This window comes from Ralstonia sp. A12 (assembly GCF_000801955.1).
Taxonomy (GTDB): domain Bacteria; phylum Pseudomonadota; class Gammaproteobacteria; order Burkholderiales; family Burkholderiaceae; genus Ralstonia.
The window spans coordinates 95,228-113,310 of record NZ_JSZO01000014.1 but is presented as its reverse complement, the minus strand read 5'-3'; the positions used below and the strand labels follow the sequence as shown (position 1 = coordinate 113,310).

21 protein-coding genes are annotated in these 18,083 nt (G+C 63.8%); 7 read left to right on the top strand and 14 right to left on the bottom strand.

Features of this window, described 5'->3' with window-relative positions:
* Positions 1 to 109: 109 nt before the first annotated feature.
* From secB to PI87_RS17485, 3 genes are all read right to left on the bottom strand, one after another.
* Complete coding sequence (gene secB / locus PI87_RS17495; RefSeq protein ID WP_039598994.1) at positions 110 to 631, bottom strand: protein-export chaperone SecB; 522 nt, start codon at positions 629 to 631, stop codon at positions 110 to 112.
* 149 nt (positions 632 to 780) lie between these two features.
* Entirely contained in the window at positions 781 to 1,038 is a 258-nt protein-coding gene (grxC, locus tag PI87_RS17490) for a glutaredoxin 3 (RefSeq protein ID WP_039598993.1), read from the bottom strand.
* Between the two features lie 17 nt (positions 1,039 to 1,055).
* The gene (locus tag PI87_RS17485) at positions 1,056 to 1,478 is read right to left on the bottom strand and encodes a rhodanese-like domain-containing protein (protein ID WP_039598992.1); all 423 of its coding nucleotides are present in this window, start codon (positions 1,476 to 1,478) and stop codon (positions 1,056 to 1,058) included.
* A gap of 161 nt (positions 1,479 to 1,639) precedes the next feature.
* Between PI87_RS17485 and gpmA the strand changes: the two genes are divergently transcribed.
* The 3 genes from gpmA (at position 1,640) to PI87_RS17470 (ending at position 4,910) form a co-directional block, all read left to right on the top strand.
* Positions 1,640 to 2,386, top strand: coding sequence for a 2,3-diphosphoglycerate-dependent phosphoglycerate mutase (gene gpmA / locus PI87_RS17480; protein ID WP_039599185.1), 747 nt, complete (start codon positions 1,640 to 1,642; stop codon positions 2,384 to 2,386).
* A 118-nt stretch (positions 2,387 to 2,504) separates the two neighbouring features.
* Entirely contained in the window at positions 2,505 to 4,091 is a 1,587-nt protein-coding gene (locus tag PI87_RS17475) for a S41 family peptidase (protein WP_039598991.1), read from the top strand.
* Positions 4,092 to 4,160: 69 nt separating this feature from the next.
* Positions 4,161 to 4,910: a HesA/MoeB/ThiF family protein gene (locus tag PI87_RS17470; RefSeq protein ID WP_039598990.1), complete on the top strand. Its 750-nt coding sequence runs from the start codon at positions 4,161 to 4,163 to the stop codon at positions 4,908 to 4,910.
* A gap of 67 nt (positions 4,911 to 4,977) precedes the next feature.
* Here PI87_RS17470 and bfr read toward each other — a convergent pair whose 3' ends face one another.
* The 10 genes from bfr to PI87_RS17420 form a co-directional block, all read right to left on the bottom strand.
* The gene (gene bfr / locus PI87_RS17465) at positions 4,978 to 5,457 is read right to left on the bottom strand and encodes a bacterioferritin (protein WP_039598989.1); all 480 of its coding nucleotides are present in this window, start codon (positions 5,455 to 5,457) and stop codon (positions 4,978 to 4,980) included.
* A 161-nt stretch (positions 5,458 to 5,618) separates the two neighbouring features.
* Entirely contained in the window at positions 5,619 to 5,894 is a 276-nt protein-coding gene (locus PI87_RS17460; RefSeq protein ID WP_021196344.1) for a (2Fe-2S)-binding protein, read from the bottom strand.
* A 231-nt stretch (positions 5,895 to 6,125) separates the two neighbouring features.
* Positions 6,126 to 7,877 (bottom strand): phosphoenolpyruvate--protein phosphotransferase, encoded by a 1,752-nt coding sequence (gene ptsP, locus PI87_RS17455; RefSeq protein ID WP_039598988.1) that lies wholly within the window; start codon positions 7,875 to 7,877, stop codon positions 6,126 to 6,128.
* 48 nt (positions 7,878 to 7,925) lie between these two features.
* The gene (locus PI87_RS17450; RefSeq protein ID WP_039598987.1) at positions 7,926 to 8,195 is read right to left on the bottom strand and encodes an HPr family phosphocarrier protein; all 270 of its coding nucleotides are present in this window, start codon (positions 8,193 to 8,195) and stop codon (positions 7,926 to 7,928) included.
* Positions 8,164 to 8,619, bottom strand: a complete 456-nt coding sequence (locus tag PI87_RS17445) for a PTS sugar transporter subunit IIA (protein WP_039598986.1) — start codon at positions 8,617 to 8,619, stop codon at positions 8,164 to 8,166. The genes PI87_RS17450 and PI87_RS17445 overlap by 32 nt, the downstream gene beginning before the upstream one ends.
* 119 nt (positions 8,620 to 8,738) lie before the next feature.
* Positions 8,739 to 9,722, bottom strand: a complete 984-nt coding sequence (gene gshB / locus PI87_RS17440; protein ID WP_039598985.1) for a glutathione synthase — start codon at positions 9,720 to 9,722, stop codon at positions 8,739 to 8,741.
* Positions 9,723 to 9,753: 31 nt separating this feature from the next.
* Complete coding sequence (gene gshA, locus PI87_RS17435) at positions 9,754 to 11,049, bottom strand: glutamate--cysteine ligase (protein WP_039598984.1); 1,296 nt, start codon at positions 11,047 to 11,049, stop codon at positions 9,754 to 9,756.
* A 422-nt stretch (positions 11,050 to 11,471) separates the two neighbouring features.
* Positions 11,472 to 13,010, bottom strand: a complete 1,539-nt coding sequence (locus tag PI87_RS17430; protein WP_039598983.1) for an ammonium transporter — start codon at positions 13,008 to 13,010, stop codon at positions 11,472 to 11,474.
* 40 nt (positions 13,011 to 13,050) lie between these two features.
* Positions 13,051 to 13,389, bottom strand: a complete 339-nt coding sequence (locus tag PI87_RS17425) for a P-II family nitrogen regulator (RefSeq protein ID WP_039598982.1) — start codon at positions 13,387 to 13,389, stop codon at positions 13,051 to 13,053.
* A 53-nt stretch (positions 13,390 to 13,442) separates the two neighbouring features.
* Entirely contained in the window at positions 13,443 to 14,264 is an 822-nt protein-coding gene (locus PI87_RS17420; protein ID WP_039598981.1) for a TorF family putative porin, read from the bottom strand.
* A 61-nt stretch (positions 14,265 to 14,325) separates the two neighbouring features.
* Between PI87_RS17420 and PI87_RS29130 the strand changes: the two genes are divergently transcribed.
* The 4 genes from PI87_RS29130 (at position 14,326) to PI87_RS17405 (ending at position 17,517) form a co-directional block, all read left to right on the top strand.
* Positions 14,326 to 14,544: a hypothetical protein gene (locus PI87_RS29130; protein ID WP_157003163.1), complete on the top strand. Its 219-nt coding sequence runs from the start codon at positions 14,326 to 14,328 to the stop codon at positions 14,542 to 14,544.
* A 278-nt stretch (positions 14,545 to 14,822) separates the two neighbouring features.
* The gene (locus PI87_RS17415; RefSeq protein ID WP_021196335.1) at positions 14,823 to 15,086 is read left to right on the top strand and encodes an accessory factor UbiK family protein; all 264 of its coding nucleotides are present in this window, start codon (positions 14,823 to 14,825) and stop codon (positions 15,084 to 15,086) included.
* Between the two features lie 180 nt (positions 15,087 to 15,266).
* Complete coding sequence (locus PI87_RS17410) at positions 15,267 to 15,779, top strand: hypothetical protein (RefSeq protein ID WP_021196334.1); 513 nt, start codon at positions 15,267 to 15,269, stop codon at positions 15,777 to 15,779.
* A gap of 205 nt (positions 15,780 to 15,984) precedes the next feature.
* Complete coding sequence (locus PI87_RS17405) at positions 15,985 to 17,517, top strand: YifB family Mg chelatase-like AAA ATPase (protein ID WP_039598980.1); 1,533 nt, start codon at positions 15,985 to 15,987, stop codon at positions 17,515 to 17,517.
* Here PI87_RS17405 and PI87_RS17400 read toward each other — a convergent pair.
* Complete coding sequence (locus PI87_RS17400) at positions 17,514 to 18,011, bottom strand: MarR family winged helix-turn-helix transcriptional regulator (protein WP_039598979.1); 498 nt, start codon at positions 18,009 to 18,011, stop codon at positions 17,514 to 17,516. The two genes, PI87_RS17405 and PI87_RS17400, sit on opposite strands and share 4 nt — an antisense overlap.
* Positions 18,012 to 18,083 lie beyond the last annotated feature (72 nt).

The window sequence follows — 18,083 nt, the reverse complement described above, 5'->3', positions numbered from 1 at the left end:
GCGTGTGCATGTTCAAAATTCGAGTCGATCAGGCAAAAGGTCGAGCAAAAAGAAAAAGCCCGCGCGAGCGTATGGCCGGCGCGGGCTTCTGGCGCAGCGCGCCTTGTACTTAGTGGGTGGCCTTCGAGCCGTCCGGCATCACCAGACCGCTGTTGCCGCCGACTTGCGCCTGCTGCTCCATGGCGGCGGCCAGGCGTTGCTCATACAGCGCCTGGAAGTTGATCTCCGCCAGGTGGATCGGCTGGAAGCCAGCACGGCCGATGGTGTCGGCAATGTTCGAGCGCAGGTACGGGTACACGATGGTCGGGCAGGCGATACCCAGCAGCGGGTCCATCTGCTCGTCCGGCACATTGCGGATGTCGAAGATGCCGGCTTGCTTGGCTTCCACCAGGAAGGCCACTTTCTCTTGCACCTTGGTCGTGACCGTACCGATCACCACCACTTCAAACACGCCCTCGGCCAGCTGCGAGGCGGACACGTCCACCTGCACTTCCACGGACGGCTGTTCCTGCTCGAGGAAGATGTGCGGCGAGTTCGGCTGTTCCAGCGACAGGTCCTTCAGGTACACGCGCTGGATGTTGAAGAACGGCTGGCCGTCCTGGCCCGGTTGCTGCTGTTGCTGGTCGCTCATGACTCGCCTTCAGATAGATATGTGGTCAGTGCGCAGCGGGATCGGTCTCGCGCGCAAGACGCGTATGGTACATGACGCAATGGTGCCCACCATGAGAGCGGGCCTAAAAGTACAACGCCCGGTCAAGACCGGGCGTTTTGGCATGGCGTTCAGGCCGCCAGCAGTGGCACCAGCCCGCCTTCGCGGTCCAGCGCAGACAGATCATCGAAGCCGCCGATATGGCGATCGTCGATGTAGATCTGCGGCACGGTGCGGCGGTTCGTGCGCGTCATCATCTCTTCGCGCCTACCGGGTTCACGGTCGATCATGATCTTTTCGATCTGCTCGACACCACGCTGCTTCAGGAGTCGTTCCGCTGCCACGCAATAGGGGCAGACGGTGGTGCTGTACATAACCACGTGCGCCATACTTCAAACCTCGTTGTTTATTTCACGACCGGAAGACCGGCCTGCTGCCAGGCGGCCAATCCGCCCTCGAGCGAATAGACCTCACTGTAACCGGCCTGCTTCAACACTGCTTGCGCGCGCCCAGCACGCTGGCCGGTCTGGCATACGAGGATGATGGGGGTCTCTTTGTTCTTTGCAAGGCCGGCTGCCTTGCCTTCCAACTCGCCGAGCGGCGCATGCTTGGCTTGCGGCAGGTGGCCTGCGGCGTATTCACCGCTTTCACGCACATCCACCACCACGGCGTTGCGGCGGTTGATGAGCTGCGTGGCCGCCGGGGCACTCACCTTGGCGCCACCGCCACCCGAGATGCGGCGTTGGATGGGCGCCCAGAGCAGCAGCAGCCCCGAAACGATGGCAACGGCAAGCAGGGCGAGGTTGTTGTAATCGGCGAAGAACTTCACGGTATCGGTTTCCTGGATGGGTCGGGCGGGTGTCATCCGAACAGTTCGGGGGCCCAATGCCCGCGGCATTATAAAATAGTCGGTTTCGGCGGCCGCACGATGACGCACGACACATCGGCGCAGACCGCACGCAGGTTTTCTCACTTCTCATCATGGCAGTCATGCATAAGCTCGTTCTCATCCGCCACGGCGAATCGACGTGGAATCTGGAGAATCGTTTCACCGGCTGGGTCGACGTCGACCTGACCGACACGGGCGTCGCCCAGGCGCGCCTTGGCGGCCGCCTGCTGCGCGAAGCCGGCTTCACCTTCGATCTGGCCTACACCTCGGTGCTCAAGCGCGCGATCCGCACGCTGTGGCACGTGCAGGATGAAATGGACCTGATGTGGATCCCGACCCGCAACGAGTGGCGCCTGAACGAGCGCCACTACGGCGCGCTGTCGGGTCTGAACAAAGCCGAGACCGCCGCCAAGTTCGGCGACGAGCAAGTCCTCGTCTGGCGCCGCAGCTACGACACGCCGCCGCCCGCCCTCGAGCCCGGCGCCGAGAACGACGCCTTCGGCAACCCGCGCTACGCCGGCCTGTCGCGCGAGCAGGTGCCCCTGACCGAGTGCCTGAAGGACACCGTTGCGCGCGTGATGCCGCTATGGGAAGAGTCCATCGCTCCGGCCATCAAGAGCGGCCAGCGCGTCGTCATCGCCGCACATGGCAACAGCATCCGCGCGCTGGTGAAGTACTTGGACGGCATTTCGGACGCGGACATCGTCGGCCTGAACATCCCCAATGGCACGCCGCTTGTGTATGAGCTGGACGCCAACCTCAAGCCGATCCGCCACTACTACCTCGGCGACCAGGAAGCGATTGCCGCATCCCTCGCAGCCGTGGCCAGCCAAGGCAAGGCGAAATAAACCGTAACGCGGCGTTTGGCACTCCAACGCCTTTATACTGTCGAAGCCTGTAGCCCGGGATGTGCGCGAGCCATCCCGGGTCATGTTTATCTACTGTTCCCACGTCCACGCTCGACACATGCGAACTTCGCTCAAGAACATCAGCTTGATCGCCATCGGCCTCGTCACCGGGGTGCTGGCGACGCTCCAGCTCTCCGCCACCGCGCAAAACGCGACGGTCGGGCCGCTCCCGCTGGAAAAGCTCAGGCTCATGGCCGATATCTTTGGCCAGATCAAGCGCGAATACGTCGAGCCGGTGGACGACGACAAACTGCTGACCGAAGCCATCAAGGGCATGGTCTCCAGCCTTGACCCGCATTCGGCGTACCTCGACAAGAAGGACTTCCAGGAACTGCAGGAAGGCACCCAGGGCCGCTTCGCCGGTCTGGGCATCGAGATTTCGCAGGAAGAAGGCCTGGTCAAGGTCATCAACCCGATTGAAGACACCCCCGCCTTTCGCGCCGGCGTGCAGCCGGGCGACCTGATCACCCGTATCGACGACAAGCCGGTGCGCGGCATGCCGCTCGAGCAGGCTGTGAAACGCATGCGCGGTGCGCCGGGCACCAAGGTCACGCTGACCATCTATCGCAAGAAGGAAGAGCGCACCTTCCCGCTGACCATCACCCGTGCTGAGATCCAGGTGCAGTCGGTCAAGGCCAAGATGCTGGACAACGGTATCGCCTGGGTGCGTATCACCAGCTTCCAGGAACGCACCGTGCCGGACCTGGCCAAGAAGCTCAATGACTTGGCAAAACAGGATGCCCACCTCAAGGGCCTGATCCTGGATCTGCGCAACAACGGCGGCGGCGTGCTGCAAGCCGCTGTAGGCGTGTCCGCCGCATTCCTGCCGCCGGATGTGACCGTGGTCTCGACCAACGGGCAGGTGCCGGACGCCAAGCGCACGTACAAGGCGACCTTCGCCAACTACCGCCTGAGCAACTTCGACGCCGACCCGCTGGCTGGCCTGGACCCCGAGTTCAAGACCGTGCCGATCATCGTGCTGACCAACGCGTACACGGCATCGGCATCGGAAATCGTGGCTGGTGCGCTGCAGGATCACCACCGCGCCAAGACGATGGGCAAGACGACCTTCGGCAAGGGTTCGGTGCAGACGGTGCGTCCGCTGTCGAACGACACCGGTATCAAGCTGACCATCGCGTACTACTACACACCGTCGGGCAAGTCGATCCAGGCCTGGGGCGTACGTCCGGACATTCCGGTCGACCAGAACCCCGATGGCGACCCGGACGACGCGCTGATCACCCGCGAGATCGACACCGAGCGCCACCTGCACAACAAGCAGGAGTCGGAAGAGAGCGAGATGACCGAGCGCGAAAAGCGCCGCGTTGAAGAATTGCGTCGCCTGGAAGAAGAAAACGCCAAGAAGACGCCCGAGCAGCGCGAGAAGGAACGCAACAAGAAGCCGATCGAGTTCGGTTCGGCCGACGACTTCATGCTGCAACAGGCCGTCAACGAGTTGCGCGGTCAGCCGGTCAAGCGTTCGAAGTCGGTGCTCGAAGCGGTGGCAACGTCGGACAAGCCGGCCAAGTTGCCGGCAGCCAAGGACAGCAGCGATGCCAAGTCCAAGGCCAAACCGGCAGCACCGAAGCCCAACGTTCCGGCCAGCGGCGTGATCCCGGCCCCTGAGCCGAGCGGCGCCCGTTAAGACACCGGCCGGCAAACACTGGCAAACTTACGAGGCCGTGCACTGCACGGCCTTTTTCATTGCACCGCCATGAACGACGACCAACTGCTGCGCTACTCCCGCCATATCCTGCTCGACGAGATCGGCATCGAGGGGCAGACGCGCCTGCTTGGAAGCCATGCGCTGGTCATCGGCGCAGGGGGGCTCGGCGCGGCGGCCCTGCCCTACCTGGCGGCTGCGGGCGTCGGGACGCTCACCATCGTCGACGACGATACGGTGGACCTGACCAACCTGCAGCGCCAGATCATTCACACCACCGAGTCGGTTGGGCAGCCGAAGGTGACATCAGCACGGGCCGCCATCGCACGGCTGAACCCCGGTGTGCAGGTCAACGCCGTGCAGCGCCGGCTCGATGCCGATGCCATCGGCGCACTGCTCAATAACGTCAGCGTGGTGCTGGACTGCTCCGACAACTTCGCTACCCGCCAGGCGGCCAACCTTGCCTGCGTGCGTGCGGGCGTGCCGCTGGTGTCAGGCGCCGCCATTCGCTTCGATGGGCAGATCAGCGTGTTCGACAGCCGCGCCGGCGGCCCCTGCTATGCCTGCCTGTTCCCGCCCGATGAACCGGCACCGGATGTGGCATGCGCCACGATGGGCGTGTTCTCGCCGCTCGTCGGTATGGTGGGCACGGTGCAGGCAGCCGAGGCGCTCAAGCTGATCGCCGGCATTGGACGCTCGCTTGCCGGGCGCCTGCTGATGCTCGACGGCCTGTCGATGGAATGGACGACGATGCGCGTGGCGCGTCAGCCGTCGTGCCCGGTCTGCGGCGGTACGCACTAGTTCGCCAAACGCCGACAACAAAAAAAAGGAGGCCAAGGCCTCCTTTTTCTTTGCCGATCAACGAGGCTTACTCGCTGTCCGCCTCCATCTGCGATTGCAGGAAGTTTTGGATGCCGACCTTGTCGATCAGCTCCAATTGCGTTTCCAGCCAGTCGATGTGCTCTTCGGTGTCGTCCAGAATGTCGACGAAAATCTCGCGGCTAACGTAGTCCTTGACCGACTCGCAATGCGCGATGGCTTCGACCACCGTGGTGTGCGCGGCCTTCTCCAGCTTCAGATCGCACTCGAGCATTTCCGGGGTGTTCTCGCCGATCATCAGCTTGCCGAGGTCCTGCAGGTTCGGCAGGCCTTCGAGCATCAGGATGCGCTCGATCAGGCGATCGGCATGCTTCATCTCGCCGATGGACTCTTTGTACTCGTGGTCCCCGATGCGCTTGAGCCCCCAGTGGCCATACATGCGCGCATGGAGGAAGTACTGATTGATCGCGGTCAGCTCGTTCTTGAGCTGGGCGTTCAGATATTGGATGACCTTCTTATCGCCTTTCATTCTTGGGGCTCCAGCAAAGTGCAACTGCGGTGATGGACGCACGCACGCGTCCGCTCAAAGCGAGCCCTGTGCTGACCCAAGCAACAAATGCCACCGAGGCTATGCAGCCCGGGCGGCAGATCGCGGCGAATCAGGAAAAACGAGAAACGGGAAAACGGGGGTCAGGCAGCCAACGCGCTGGCCGAGATGGCCTGATCGTTGGCAACGGGCTCGTCGCGACGCTCGATTATGGCATGCGTGCTTGCGCGGCCCAACACCTGATCAACGGGGATGCAGCTCACGGCTTCAGCGAGCACCTGCTTGGCGCAGTCCCGGCATTGTCCACAACAGGTGCCGACGCCCAGCGTCTCGGCGAGTTCGTCCATTGTCGACACACCCAGACGGGCGGCGCCATGGATTTCGCGGTCGGTCACTTGGTTGCAGATGCAGACGTACACGGGATTCCTCCGCAGCGCTCAAAACGCGCTGTGAGACCAGAATAACAGAGAATGGTAATGAGAACAATTCTTGTTCTACCCCATTCAATCGGCATGGATATGCGGGTGCGCGCAAGCCGTCTTTTCACGGAAAGACGTGCAATTTCAATCACTTAGTGGGGATTTTTCCCTGAGACGGGCGATGCGCCGGCACGACAGTCGATTGGGGCCGGCGCTTAAAAAATCAGCAGCTCAGGCGCGAGCCAGCGCACCCAGTGCGTCCTCGATTTCAGTGGGTTCGCAGGCGTGCAGCAGGCGGTCAGCCTCGCGCATCAGACGCGGGCGGTCCGAGCGCAGAATCTGCTGCTTGACGCTCAACAACTGCGACGGATGCATCGAGAACTCGGTGAGCCCCATGCCGAGCAGCAAGCGCGTCATGGCCGAGTCACCCGCCATCTCGCCGCACACCGACACCGGCTTGCCCGCCAGATGCCCTTCGCGAATGGTGCGCGCGATCAGTTGCAGCACCGCCGGATGCAGCGGGTCGTACAGGTGCGCGACCGCATTATCAGCGCGGTCGATCGCCAGCGTGTACTGGATCAGGTCGTTCGTACCGATCGAGAGGAAATCCATGCGGCGCAGGAACACCGGCAGGATCAGCACGGCGGCCGGAATCTCGATCATGGCGCCGACCTTGACGGTCGGATCGTAGGCCAGGCCATCTGCGTCGAGCGAGGCCTTGGCGCGCGTGAGCAGATCCAGCGTCTGGTCGATCTCGCGGGCGTGCGCGAGCATCGGCACGAGAATCTTCACCGGTCCGAAGGCCGACGCCCGCAGCAGCGCGCGCAACTGCGTCAGGAACATCGCCGGCTCCGACAGTGACCAGCGAATCGCGCGCAAGCCCAGCGCCGGGTTGGGCGCAGTCTCGAACACGTCGTCGCGGATGTCGAGCGGCTTGTCGGCGCCGATGTCGATCGTGCGGATCGTCACCGGCAGGCCTTGCATCGACTCGACTGCGGTGCGGTACGCGCGGAACTGCTCTTCCTCATCGGGCAGCGCGCCGCGCCGGTTCATGAAGAGGAATTCGGAGCGGAACAGCCCCACGCCCACGGCGCCGGCCTTTACGGCGGCAGCCGCATCCTCCGGCATCTCGATGTTGGCCAGCAAGTCGATCTGCGTACCGTCGAGCGTGACGGTGGGCGTGTGGCGCAGGCGCTCGAGGCGCTTCTTCTGCAGCTCACCCTCGCTGCGGCGATGGCGGTATTCCTCAAGAATGGCGACGCTCGGATCAACGATGACGATGCCGGTATCGCCGTCGATGATGATGACGTCGTCCTGTCGGATCAACGCGCTGGCGTTGTGCACGCCCACCGCTGCCGGAATGTCCAGGCTGCGCGCGACGATGGCAGTGTGTGACGTCCGCCCACCCAGGTCCGTCACGAAACCGGCGAAGGTCTGCCCGCGAAACTGCAGCATGTCGGCCGGGGCGATGTCGTGCGCGACAACAATCATGCCGGCGTCCGGATCGCAGCCGACGGCCACCGGCGCAGGCGCCAGCGCGGGCGCACCAGCCAGTGCCTTCAGGATGCGCTCGACCACCTGTTCGATGTCGGCTTTGCGCTCGCGCAGGTATTCGTCTTCGATCTCGCCAAACTGGCGGATCAACTCTTCCAGCTGCGTGGTGAGCGCCCACTCGGCGTTGTAGCGGCGCTGGCGGATCAGCGTCTCGGGCACCTGCGAGAGCAACGCGTCGTCAAGAATCATCGCGTGCACGTCGAGGAAGGCGCCCATCTCTTCGGGCGCATCAGCGGGCAGATCGCGCTTGAGCGCAACCAGTTCGCCGCGCACGGCAGCCCGTGCGCAACGCAGGCGCTCGACCTCGGCGTCTAGCTTGTCTTCATCAACGAGGTAGTGCGACACATCCAGTGCCGCGCGCGCCAGCATGTGGGCACGGCCAATGGCGATGCCGCGCGAAACCGGAATGCCGTGCAGGGTGAATGGCATAGAGACGCTGGCCGAGAACTGCGTTGCGTTGTGGGTGACTCGTTGGGGTTACTCACCCTCGCCGAAGCGGTCGTTGATGAGTCCGACCAGCCCGTCCATGGCAGCCTGCTCGTCCGGGCCTTCGATCTCCAGCGAGACGGTGGAGCCGATGCCCGCGGCCAGCATCATCACGCCCATGATGCTCTTGGCGTCGACCTGACGGCCGTTGCGCGACATCTTGATCTGGCTGTCGAACTTGCTGGCGAGCTGCGTGAGCTTGGCGGAAGCGCGGGCATGCAGCCCGAGCTTATTGATGATGGTGATATCCCTCTGCAGCATATTTGTCCGGATGGTTGGCAACCTGGTTCTGAACGGCTGTCGAGCCGACCTGCAGTACGCCTTGCGCGCCGCCGGCCAGGGCCTTGGCAGCGAGTTGTTCGAGTTTTTCGGTGCGATAGCAGATGGCGCGCACCAGCATCGGAAGGTTCACGCCGGCCAGCACGCGCACGCGGCCCGGATCAGCCAGGCGCGAAGCGATGTTGGCGGGGGTTGCCCCGAAGATGTCGGTCAGCACCAGCGCGCCGTTGTCCTCGACCAGTTCCGCGAGTTTGGCGCGCGCCTGGGCCAGCACGGCGGCCGGTTCGGCATCGGGCAGGACGTCGATTGCACCCAGCCGCTCGGGCTGGCCGCAATACACGTGTGCAGCGCAATCGCGCAGTGCGCTGGCCAGCGGCGCATGAGCGATGATCAGAATCCCTGCCATGATCGAAAAGCGAATCAGTGTGACACCGATTGTATCAGGGCCGTTTGGGGCTATTGTGCGCAGATGTGGCCTAACTCCCCCGAGCGGAGGACACCCGCCAGAGGGGCCATGCCACCTGCCTAGGCCGATTTCCGGCCCAATCCGCCCGAGGTCTTGCCGGCAGCCCGCTCCAGCGCGTCGATGAACATGCCGGCCACGTTGAAGCCGGTCTGCTGGGTGATCTCCTGGAAGCACGTCGGGCTGGTGACGTTGACCTCGGTCAGGTAGTCACCGATGACGTCCAGACCAACCAGCAGCAGGCCGCGTTGCCAGAGCACCGGTGCAAGTGCATGTGCAATCACCTGATCACGCTCGGTCAGCGGCTGCGCTTTCCCCGTACCGCCGGCAGCCAGATTGCCGCGCACTTCGCCGGCCATCGGAATGCGCGCCAGCGAATGCGGCACCGGCGAACCGCCAATCAGCAGAATGCGCTTGTCGCCCTCGCGGATGGCGGGGATGTACTGCTGCGCCATGATCGTGCGCGCGCCGTTGTCAGTGAGCGTTTCGATGACCGCACCGAGGTTCATACCGTCCGGCCCGACGCGGAAGATGCCCGCGCCCCCCATGCCGTCGAGCGGCTTGAAGATGACGTCGCCCTGCTCGGCGTGGAAGTCGCGCAGGCGCTTGGCATCGCGCGACACGATAGTCGGCACGGTGAACTCGCGAAACTGCGCAATCGCCAGCTTCTCGGAGTGATCGCGAATCGCCTGCGGCTTGTTGAACACGCGCGCGCCCTGCCGCTCGGCAATCTCCAGCAGCCACGTGCTGGTGACGTACTCCATGTCGAACGGCGGGTCCTTGCGCATCAGCACGGCGTCAAAGCCGGTGAGCGGCAGCAGGCGCGGGTCCCCTGCGCGATACCACTCCTGCCCATCTTCCTCATTGCCCGTCAGGGCGATGGGCGTGGCAACAGTTTCCACCACGTTGCCCGACAGCGTGAGTTGCGACTGCAGGCACGTGTAGATGGCGTAGCCGCGCGCCGTCGCCTCGCGCATCATCGCGAAGGTGGAATCCTTGTAGATCTTGAACGTCGACAGCGGATCGACGATGAACAGGATGCGCATGGCGATTCCCTCTACAGCTTGGTACGGCTGATCAGATCAGCGGGTTCGGGTCGGTCTTCTCGAGCTCGAGCGACGCGGCCAGCAAAGCGAGGCGGCCCACCACACCATACATGTAGAAGCGGTTCGGCTCGCCGGCGCCCGGCTTGGCATGGCTGTCCGGCAACGAATTCGACGCAAACGGCAGCGGCACGAAATGCATGCCCGGCGCGTTGAGATTCTCGTCCACGCCGCGGCCCGTGTGAACCCGGTAGAACCCGCCAACCACATAGCGGTCGATCATGTAGACCACCGGCTCGGCCACGGCCTCGTTGATCTTCTCGAAGGTGTGCACGCCTTCCTGCACGATCACCTCGGAGACCTCCAGGCCTTCCTTGACCACGCTCATCTTGTTGCGCTCCTTCCGGTTGAGGCCCTTGACCTCGGAAGGATCGCGCACGGTCATCACGCCCATGCCGTAGGTGCCGGCATCCGCCTTGACCACCACGTACGGGGTCTCGGTCACGCCGTATTCCTTGTACTTCTTGGCAGTCTTCTTGAGCACCGTCTCGACCGCATGAGCGAGCTCTTCCTCGCCGGCGCGCTCGTGGAAGTCCAGCCCGCTGCACTTGGTGAAGTACGGGTTGACCATCCACGGATCAATGTCGATCAGCTTGGCGAACTTCTTGGCCACTTCGTCATAGGCGGCAAAGTGGTTGGTCTTACGACGCTGCGACCAGCCCGCGTGCAGCGGCGGCAGCAAGTATTGCTCGTTGATGTTCTCGAGGATGGGCGGCACGCCGGCTGACAGATCGTTGTTCAGCAGGATCGAGCACGGATCGAAGTCTTCCATGCCCAGGCGGCGGCCCTTGGTGCCGATGCGCGAGATCGGCTCGACCACGAGGCGCTGGCCATCGGGCAGGTCGATCGGGGTCGGTTCCGTGATGTCTTCGGACAGCGAACCCAGGCGCACGTTGAGCCCGGCTTGGCGCATGATCTGCGACAGGCGCGCCACGTTCTGCAGATAGAACATGTTGCGCGTATGGCGCTCGGGAATCAGCAGCAGGTTCTTGGCGTCCGGGCAGATCTTTTCGATGGCCGCCATGGCGGCCTGCACGGCCAGCGGCAGCATCTCAGGCGCCAGGTTGTTGAAGCCGCCCGGGAACAGGTTCGTGTCGACCGGCGCGAGCTTGAAGCCGGCGTTGCGCAAATCGACGGAACAGTAAAACGGTGGCGTGTGTTCCTGCCATTCCAGGCGGAACCAGCGTTCGATGGCGGGCGTGGCGTCAAGAATCTTCTGCTCGAGCTCCAGCAGCGGCCCGTTCAGCGCGGTGATCAGGTGCGGAACCATACCCTTCCTATCCTATTGATGTAATTTATCGCCCGCTCCGATTGTAGAGGAACAGGCAATAGCTTGCAGACGACAGCGGGCTATCGATATGCGGTCAATGGACGGTTTCGCAAGGGGAGGTGTGCGGCAACGCACAAAACCACACAGAAAACGCGGACAAAAAAAAGCGCGGGGCTGCCGCGCTTGGGGAATAGCCTGACAGATACGGGGAGCGTTCTGCAGGTGGAGGAAACCACGTCTGCAATGTAAGCGTCCGCATAACGACAGGCAATTGAAGGTTTTTTACATCGGAGTTAAGACCATTCTGGCTCGGACTTCGCGCCAGGCAAGCGTTTCGCTGTTTGAAACGCGGCGCAGCAAAAAACCCGGCGCGAGGCCGGGTCTTTCGCAGCATCAAGCAGACGATCAGTCTTCGTAGGCGCTCAGTCTTCGTATGCAGTCTCGCCGTGGGACGTGATGTCCAGACCTTCGCGCTCCTCTTCTTCCGGCACGCGCAGGCCGACGACCGCATCGACAATCTTGTACGAGATGAAGGCCACGACCGCCGACCAGATGACCGTGGTCAGCACGCCCTGGAACTGGATCCACAACTGGCCGCCGATCGAGTAGCCGTCAGCCACCTTGTTGGCGACATAGTCGTAGATGCCGGTGCCGCCCAGGCTCGGCGAGGCGAACACGCCGGTCAGCAGTGCACCCAGGATACCGCCCACGCCGTGCACGCCGAACACGTCCAGCGTGTCGTCCATGCCCAGCATGCGCTTGAGGCCGTTCACACCCCACAGGCACAGCAGGCCGGCGATGATGCCCAGCGCGATCGAGCCCATCGGGCCGACAAAGCCGGCCGCCGGGGTGATGGCCACCAGGCCAGCCACAGCACCCGATGCTGCACCCAGCATCGACGGCTTGCTCTTGCCGATCCACTCACCGAAGCTCCACGACAGCACGGCTGCGGCGGTGGCCAGCAGCGTGTTGACGAAGGCCAGCGCGGCGCTGCCGTTGGCTTCCAGGGCCGAACCGGCGTTGAAGCCGAACCAGCCGAACCACAGCAGCGAGGCACCGACCATGGTCAGCGTCAGGCTGTGCGGCTTGAGCGCTTCACGACCAAAGCCGATGCGCTTGCCGAACAGGAAGGCGCCCACCAGACCCGCCACAGCGGCGTTGATGTGCACCACGGTACCGCCGGCGAAGTCCAGCGCGCCCTTCTGGAACAGCCAGCCCGACTTGGACGTCATCAGCTCAGCGGCCTTGGCATCGGTAAAGCCATCCGGACCCGGCCAGAACCAGACCATGTGGGCGATCGGCAGGTAGCTGAAGGTGAACCACAGCACCACGAACAGCAGCACGGCCGAGAACTTTGCACGCTCGGCGAAGGCACCGATGATCAGCGCACAGGTAATCGCGGCAAACGCGCCCTGGAACGCAAAGTACGCGTACTCCGGCACCACCACGCCCTTGCTAAAGGTGGCAGCTACCGAATCCGGCGTCAGGCCCTTCAGGAACAGCCGGTCCATCCCGCCGAAGAAGGCATTGCCCTCGGTGAACGCGAAGCTGTAGCCGTACACCGCCCACAGGATGATGATGAGCGAGAAGATGCCCATACATTGCATCAGCACCGACAGCATGTTCTTCTTGCGCACCAGGCCGCCGTAGAACAGCGCCAGGCCCGGCAGCGTCATCAGGATGACGAAGGCGGTGGAGATCAGCAGCCAGGCCGTGTCGCCTTTGTTGGGCACAGGCGTGGCAGCCGCAGGTGCGGCAGCGGCGGCGGGTGCTGCAGCGGCCGCAGCCGGCGCGGCGGCCGGTTCCGATGCAGCTGCAGCGACAGCCGGTGCAGCGGCTTCAGCAGCCGGTGCCGATGCCGCCGGCTTGTCTTGCGCCACCGCCGGCGCGGACATCACGGCGCCTGCAAGCACCGCAGCGACGGCCCCCGCCGTCAGGAATCGTGTGAACCAGGTTTTCATGTCTTGACCTCTTCCTTGGCTGATTTTGGCTATTCGGCGCTTATAGGGCGTCGCCGCCGGTCTCGCCGGTGCGGATACGGATGACTTGCTCGACGTCGGCGACAAAAATCTTGCCGTCGCCGATCTTGCCGGTGCGCGCGGATTTTTCGATGGCTTCGACGGCGCGCTCGACCACGTCGTCGGGCACAGCCACTTCGATCTTCACTTTAGGCAGGAAGTCGACGATGTACTCGGCGCCACGGTACAGCTCCGTGTGGCCCTTTTGGCGCCCAAAGCCCTTGACCTCCGTCACGGTGATGCCCGACACACCCACTTCGGACAACGCCTCGCGGACCTCGTCGAGCTTGAACGGCTTGATGACAGCCATGATGAGTTTCATGCTGGATTCCTCCTCGAATGGCGGCACCGTGGGGCGCCGCTTCGCCTCGTTTGTTAGAAAGTCTTGGTGACCGACAGCAGCGCCGTGGCCTTGCCCATGTAGTTGCCGCGGGTGTTGGTGTAGAACGCCTTCGATGCGTTGGTATCGATGTACGCCAGCGACGCCGTCCAGCCACTGCCGAAGTCCTTCGTCACGCCGACCTTCCAGTCGGCATACGAGGCGCGCACAGCCTGGTGCGGCACTTGTTGGTAGCCGGCATGCAGGTTCAGCGTCAGGCCCCAGAAGCCAGTGTCGAAGTTGCCCGACAGGTCGAAGTACTGGCTGTGGTGCGAATCGGGCGTGCCGAACAGGTTCGAGAACGCGTGCGAGTACTTGAACGTGACTGGGCCGTAGCCGATCTGCGCATAGCCTTCGGTGGTATGCGGGCGCGTGAAGCCGTCGGGATAGCTGCCCGGGTAGTAGTACTGCAGCACGCCCACGTCGATGGGCACGTCCTTGACGATCTCGGTCTTGTAGCCGCCGTAGAAGTCCATCTCGATCGGTGCGGACACGCTCGAGTTGGAATCGCTCAGCCAGCTGATCGACGAGTTCCAGTTGCCGATGTAGAAGCCCTCGGGCAACACGCCGCCGCCCGGAATGGCGTAGTCAAAGCCGCCCTGGATGGCAGGCTTGTTGTTGGTCTGCATGATGCCGCGATAGCGGTATTGGCTGGCCAGCGTGAGGTTGGCGGTCAGTGCAGGCGCCGGAGCGGGTGCTGCGGCAGGTGCATCGGCCGCCGGCGCGGCGGGCGCAGTCTGGGCGATGGCGGTTTGAGTGATACCGGCGGCGGCACCGGTCAACAACACCACACTGGCTGCGTACGCAAATTTCTTCATAACGGCTCTCCCCCTTTAGAAAGTCGCAACAGAACGGAATGGAACGTGGAAACGCGGAAACGTGAAAAAAGTCGCACCTGTTCTGCAACTGTCATGCCATGTCGATGTAGTGAAGTTCGAGGGAATGCTCGACCGTGATGCCGCGCCACGCTTGGTACGTGGCGGGAGAGAAATTGGGGACGGATCGCCCCGCGTGATGCGCACCGCCCGCCAACGGTTGCCGCAGGCGGATCTGCCTGATGCCGCCTCAGCCCGTCATGGCGCGCTAAAAGCCATGTGATAGAGTGATTTCAACACCGTGCCGCTCGGCGCAGCCTGATGTTGTGGGGTTGTCGGCACTGAATCTGTCCCCGTTTGGATGACGCCGGCAATGCCGCATCGCAGCGAGACTTGCCAGGATTTGTGGAGTTGGAAGCGCTCAACGGGTAGCATCCACGCCTGCAGCACCGAAACCACGCGTCTTGTGCCGCTGCGCGCACCACGGCACGGCAATTCCAGCGCACAAAAGCGGTGCATGCACCGGCTTGGCGCAGGCAGCACGACCCTCGGAGAACCTCAATGAAACCCACCGATCTCTTTACCGACTTCCAGAACCGCGTGACCGAGGCGCTGCGCAACTCGCCGGCCGCCGACATCGAAAAGAACGTGCGCGCGATGATGACCCAGGGCTTCTCCAAGCTCGATCTGGTGACGCGCGAAGAATTCGACGTGCAATCGCAGGTGCTGGCCCGTACCCGCGCCCGCCTGGAAGAGCTGGAGACGCGCGTGGCCGCGCTCGAAGCGCAGCTCAAAACAGCTGCGCCGGCAAGCACTGGTCAGTAATACGCGAATACGCGAGCGTCCGGCATCACGTCGGGTGCAGGCGCCGTCCTCCGCTGTGCCCGCCGCCGCACCCATGCTGCGGCGCACAGCGAAAAGTTGAGTGCGCCGCCTTGTTGCGGCTGGCGAACTGATCTAGAACGTCCTTAAGACGCACGCGCAACAGCGCTTGAGGAGAAGATCATGCAGCATCGCCTCTACTTTCTCTTGCCGGACGTCGCCAGCGCCCGGCGTGTCATGAATGACCTCCTGTTGGCGCGCATCACCGAGCGCCACATCCACTTCGTCGCCAAGGAAGGCGCCGACCTCACCGGCCTGCACGAGGCCAACCTGCTCCAGACTTCCGACATCGTCCACGCCACCCAGAACGGGCTGGTGATCGGCGGTGGTGCGGGCGTGGCGGCGGGCGTGGTGGCCGCGCTGTTCCCGATCATCGGTGAAGGGCCGCAGTGGGGGATGGTCGGCATCACAACCGTGGTCGGCGCGCTGTTTGGCGCCTGGGCCTCCAGCATGATCGGCAGTTCCGTGCCGAACAGCCGCCTCAAACCGTTCAAGCAGGCGGTGGAGGATGGGCAGATCCTGTTGATGGTGGACGTACCGCGCTCGCGCGTGCCCGAAGTGCGCGCCTTGCTGCAGAACACGCATCCCGAAGGCCGCTTCAGCGGCGAGGATTCGGCGATGCCCGCGTTCCCCTGAGTTGATCTGCCGACAACAAGACCGGAGCCACGTGCTCCGGTTTTTTTTTTGCATTCAGACGACGCGTCAAATTTGAATGCAGGCTGATATGACGACATGACGTGGCTGGCACAGTGGCAGGTTCCTCTCACGCTGCACACCGACACACCATGCACCGATGCCCCGCCCTCTGTTCCGTTTGTCATGTCAATCGGAGGACGCCGCGATGAGCCTCGCCGTCCTGCGTTCGCGCGCGCTGTCAGGCATCGACGCACCGGCGGTGTCGGTGGAAGTGCACCTGGCGAATGGGTTGCCCTCGTTCACCATCGTCGGCCTGCCCGATACCGAGGTGAAAGAGAGCAAGGACCGCGTGCGCGCGGCCATCCAGAACAGCCGCTTCGAGTTTCCGGCGCGGCGCATCACCGTCAATCTGGCGCCGGCGGATCTGCCCAAAGAATCCGGCCGCTTCGACCTGGCGATTGCGTTGGGCATCCTGGCAGCGAGCCGACAGATTCCGCACACGCATTTGGATGCGCACGAGTTTGCCGGCGAGTTATCGCTCTCGGGTGACCTGCGGCCGATTCGCGGTGCACTGGCGATGGCCTATGCGCTGTCGCGCAACCCCGCATCCGCAGATGGCGAAGCGCCGCTCACCCGCGCCTTCGTGCTACCTACCGAGAACGCCGCCGAAGCCGCGCTCGTGAGCGGCACCAAGGTCCTGCCTGCACGCACGCTCATCGAGGTGTGCGACCACCTCAGCGCGCCTGACCGCAAGCTCGCGCCCGCGTTGCCGGCGCCGGTCGATGCGGACATCCGCTATCCCGATCTGTCGGACGTGCGGGGCCAGCCGCAGGCGCGGCGTGCCTTGGAGGTCGCAGCGGCGGGCGGCCATTCAATGCTGATGATCGGTCCGCCGGGCACCGGAAAATCAATGCTCGCGCAGCGCTTTCCCGGGCTGCTGCCGGACATGAGCGATGACGAGGCGCTCTCTGCCGCCGCGGTGATGAGCCTGACCACGCGCGGTTTCGACGCCAAGCGCTGGAAGGTGCGGCCGTTCCGGGCGCCACACCACACGGCATCGGCGGTTGCGATGGTGGGCGGTGGCAACACGCCGAGGCCCGGCGAGATTTCGCTGGCGCACCAGGGGGTGCTCTTCCTCGATGAGCTCCCCGAATTCGAGCGCCGCGTCCTTGAAGTCCTACGCGAGCCGCTGGAGACTGGCCACATCACGATCTCGCGCGCCGCACACCAGACCGACTTCCCTGCCAGCTTTCAACTGATTGCCGCGATGAACCCATGCCCGTGCGGCTATCGCGGCCATCCGTTGCGCGCGTGCCGCTGCACGCCGGATCAGGTGGAGCGTTACCAGGCACGCATTTCCGGCCCACTGCTCGATCGCATCGACGTGCAGATCGAGGTGCCAACGCCCTCGCAGGAAGAGTTGCTCGACGGCCCACCGGGCGAGCCGACCGTCGACGTGGCAGAACGTGTGTCAGCCGCACATGCACGACAACTCGCGCGGCAAGGCAAACGCAACGCGCTGCTGGCCGGTCACGAGATCGATCTGCACTGCGCCCGCACCGATGCCGCCGACGGTTTGCTGCGCCACGCCATGACCCGCTTCTCGTGGTCCGCCCGCGCCTATGCGCGCGTGCTCAAGCTCGCCCGCACCATCGCGGATCTGACCGGCGATGAGCAGATCGACGCCGTGCACGTGGGCGAGGCGATTCAGTATCGGCGCGGAGTGAAGGCGGACTAGCGCTCCTCCGCGCGCTGCCCGTCGATCAACTTCGCCAGCAGCTTCGCCAATTGCCGCTGCTCCGCGTCTGTCAGCACCGAGAGCACGGCGCGCTGGTTCTCAACATGCGCACTGACGGCCTTGTCGATCAACGCAAACCCCGTCTTGGTGAGCGCGACAAGCGTGCCACGGCCGTCTTCCGGATTCGGCCGGCGCTCGACCCAGCCGGCCTGCTGCAGGCGATCGATACGGTTGGTCATGCCGCCTGAGGACATCATCGTCGCGTCGTACAGCGCAGTGGGCGTGAGCGCATAGGGCGCGCCGCTGCGGCGCAGGGTGGCGAGCACGTCGAACTCGCCGGGCTGCATGCCGTGATCCGCGAACAGCGGGTTCAGCCGTTCACGCGCAATGATGAGGGCCGCCTCGCCCAGGCGCCCGAGCAGCAGCATCGAGCTGACATCCAGGTCCGGGCGCTCGCGATTCCATTGTTCGACGGCCTGTGCAGCACGGTCCATTCTCCCTTCCTCCAGCGGTGGTTATCTTGACGTCGAGACAACTCGTTTTTATCTTGACGCCAAGATAGTGCG

Excerpts from the sequence above, each read along its gene's own strand:
- secB (WP_039598994.1), bottom strand. The coding sequence starts at position 631 with ATGAGCGACCAGCAACAGCAGCAACCGGGCCAGGACGGCCAGCCGTTC.
- grxC (WP_039598993.1), bottom strand. The coding sequence starts at position 1,038 with ATGGCGCACGTGGTTATGTACAGCACCACCGTCTGCCCCTATTGCGTG.
- gpmA (WP_039599185.1), top strand. The coding sequence starts at position 1,640 with ATGCATAAGCTCGTTCTCATCCGCCACGGCGAATCGACGTGGAATCTG.
- PI87_RS17475 (WP_039598991.1), top strand. The coding sequence starts at position 2,505 with ATGCGAACTTCGCTCAAGAACATCAGCTTGATCGCCATCGGCCTCGTC.
- PI87_RS17470 (WP_039598990.1), top strand. The coding sequence starts at position 4,161 with ATGAACGACGACCAACTGCTGCGCTACTCCCGCCATATCCTGCTCGAC.
- bfr (WP_039598989.1), bottom strand. The coding sequence starts at position 5,457 with ATGAAAGGCGATAAGAAGGTCATCCAATATCTGAACGCCCAGCTCAAG.
- ptsP (WP_039598988.1), bottom strand. The coding sequence starts at position 7,877 with ATGCCATTCACCCTGCACGGCATTCCGGTTTCGCGCGGCATCGCCATT.
- PI87_RS17450 (WP_039598987.1), bottom strand. The coding sequence starts at position 8,195 with ATGCTGCAGAGGGATATCACCATCATCAATAAGCTCGGGCTGCATGCC.
- PI87_RS17445 (WP_039598986.1), bottom strand. The coding sequence starts at position 8,619 with ATGGCAGGGATTCTGATCATCGCTCATGCGCCGCTGGCCAGCGCACTG.
- gshB (WP_039598985.1), bottom strand. The coding sequence starts at position 9,722 with ATGCGCATCCTGTTCATCGTCGATCCGCTGTCGACGTTCAAGATCTAC.
- gshA (WP_039598984.1), bottom strand. The coding sequence starts at position 11,049 with ATGGTTCCGCACCTGATCACCGCGCTGAACGGGCCGCTGCTGGAGCTC.
- PI87_RS17430 (WP_039598983.1), bottom strand. The coding sequence starts at position 13,010 with ATGAAAACCTGGTTCACACGATTCCTGACGGCGGGGGCCGTCGCTGCG.
- PI87_RS17425 (WP_039598982.1), bottom strand. The coding sequence starts at position 13,389 with ATGAAACTCATCATGGCTGTCATCAAGCCGTTCAAGCTCGACGAGGTC.
- PI87_RS17420 (WP_039598981.1), bottom strand. The coding sequence starts at position 14,264 with ATGAAGAAATTTGCGTACGCAGCCAGTGTGGTGTTGTTGACCGGTGCC.
- PI87_RS17415 (WP_021196335.1), top strand. The coding sequence starts at position 14,823 with ATGAAACCCACCGATCTCTTTACCGACTTCCAGAACCGCGTGACCGAG.
- PI87_RS17410 (WP_021196334.1), top strand. The coding sequence starts at position 15,267 with ATGCAGCATCGCCTCTACTTTCTCTTGCCGGACGTCGCCAGCGCCCGG.
- PI87_RS17405 (WP_039598980.1), top strand. The coding sequence starts at position 15,985 with ATGAGCCTCGCCGTCCTGCGTTCGCGCGCGCTGTCAGGCATCGACGCA.
- PI87_RS17400 (WP_039598979.1), bottom strand. The coding sequence starts at position 18,011 with ATGGACCGTGCTGCACAGGCCGTCGAACAATGGAATCGCGAGCGCCCG.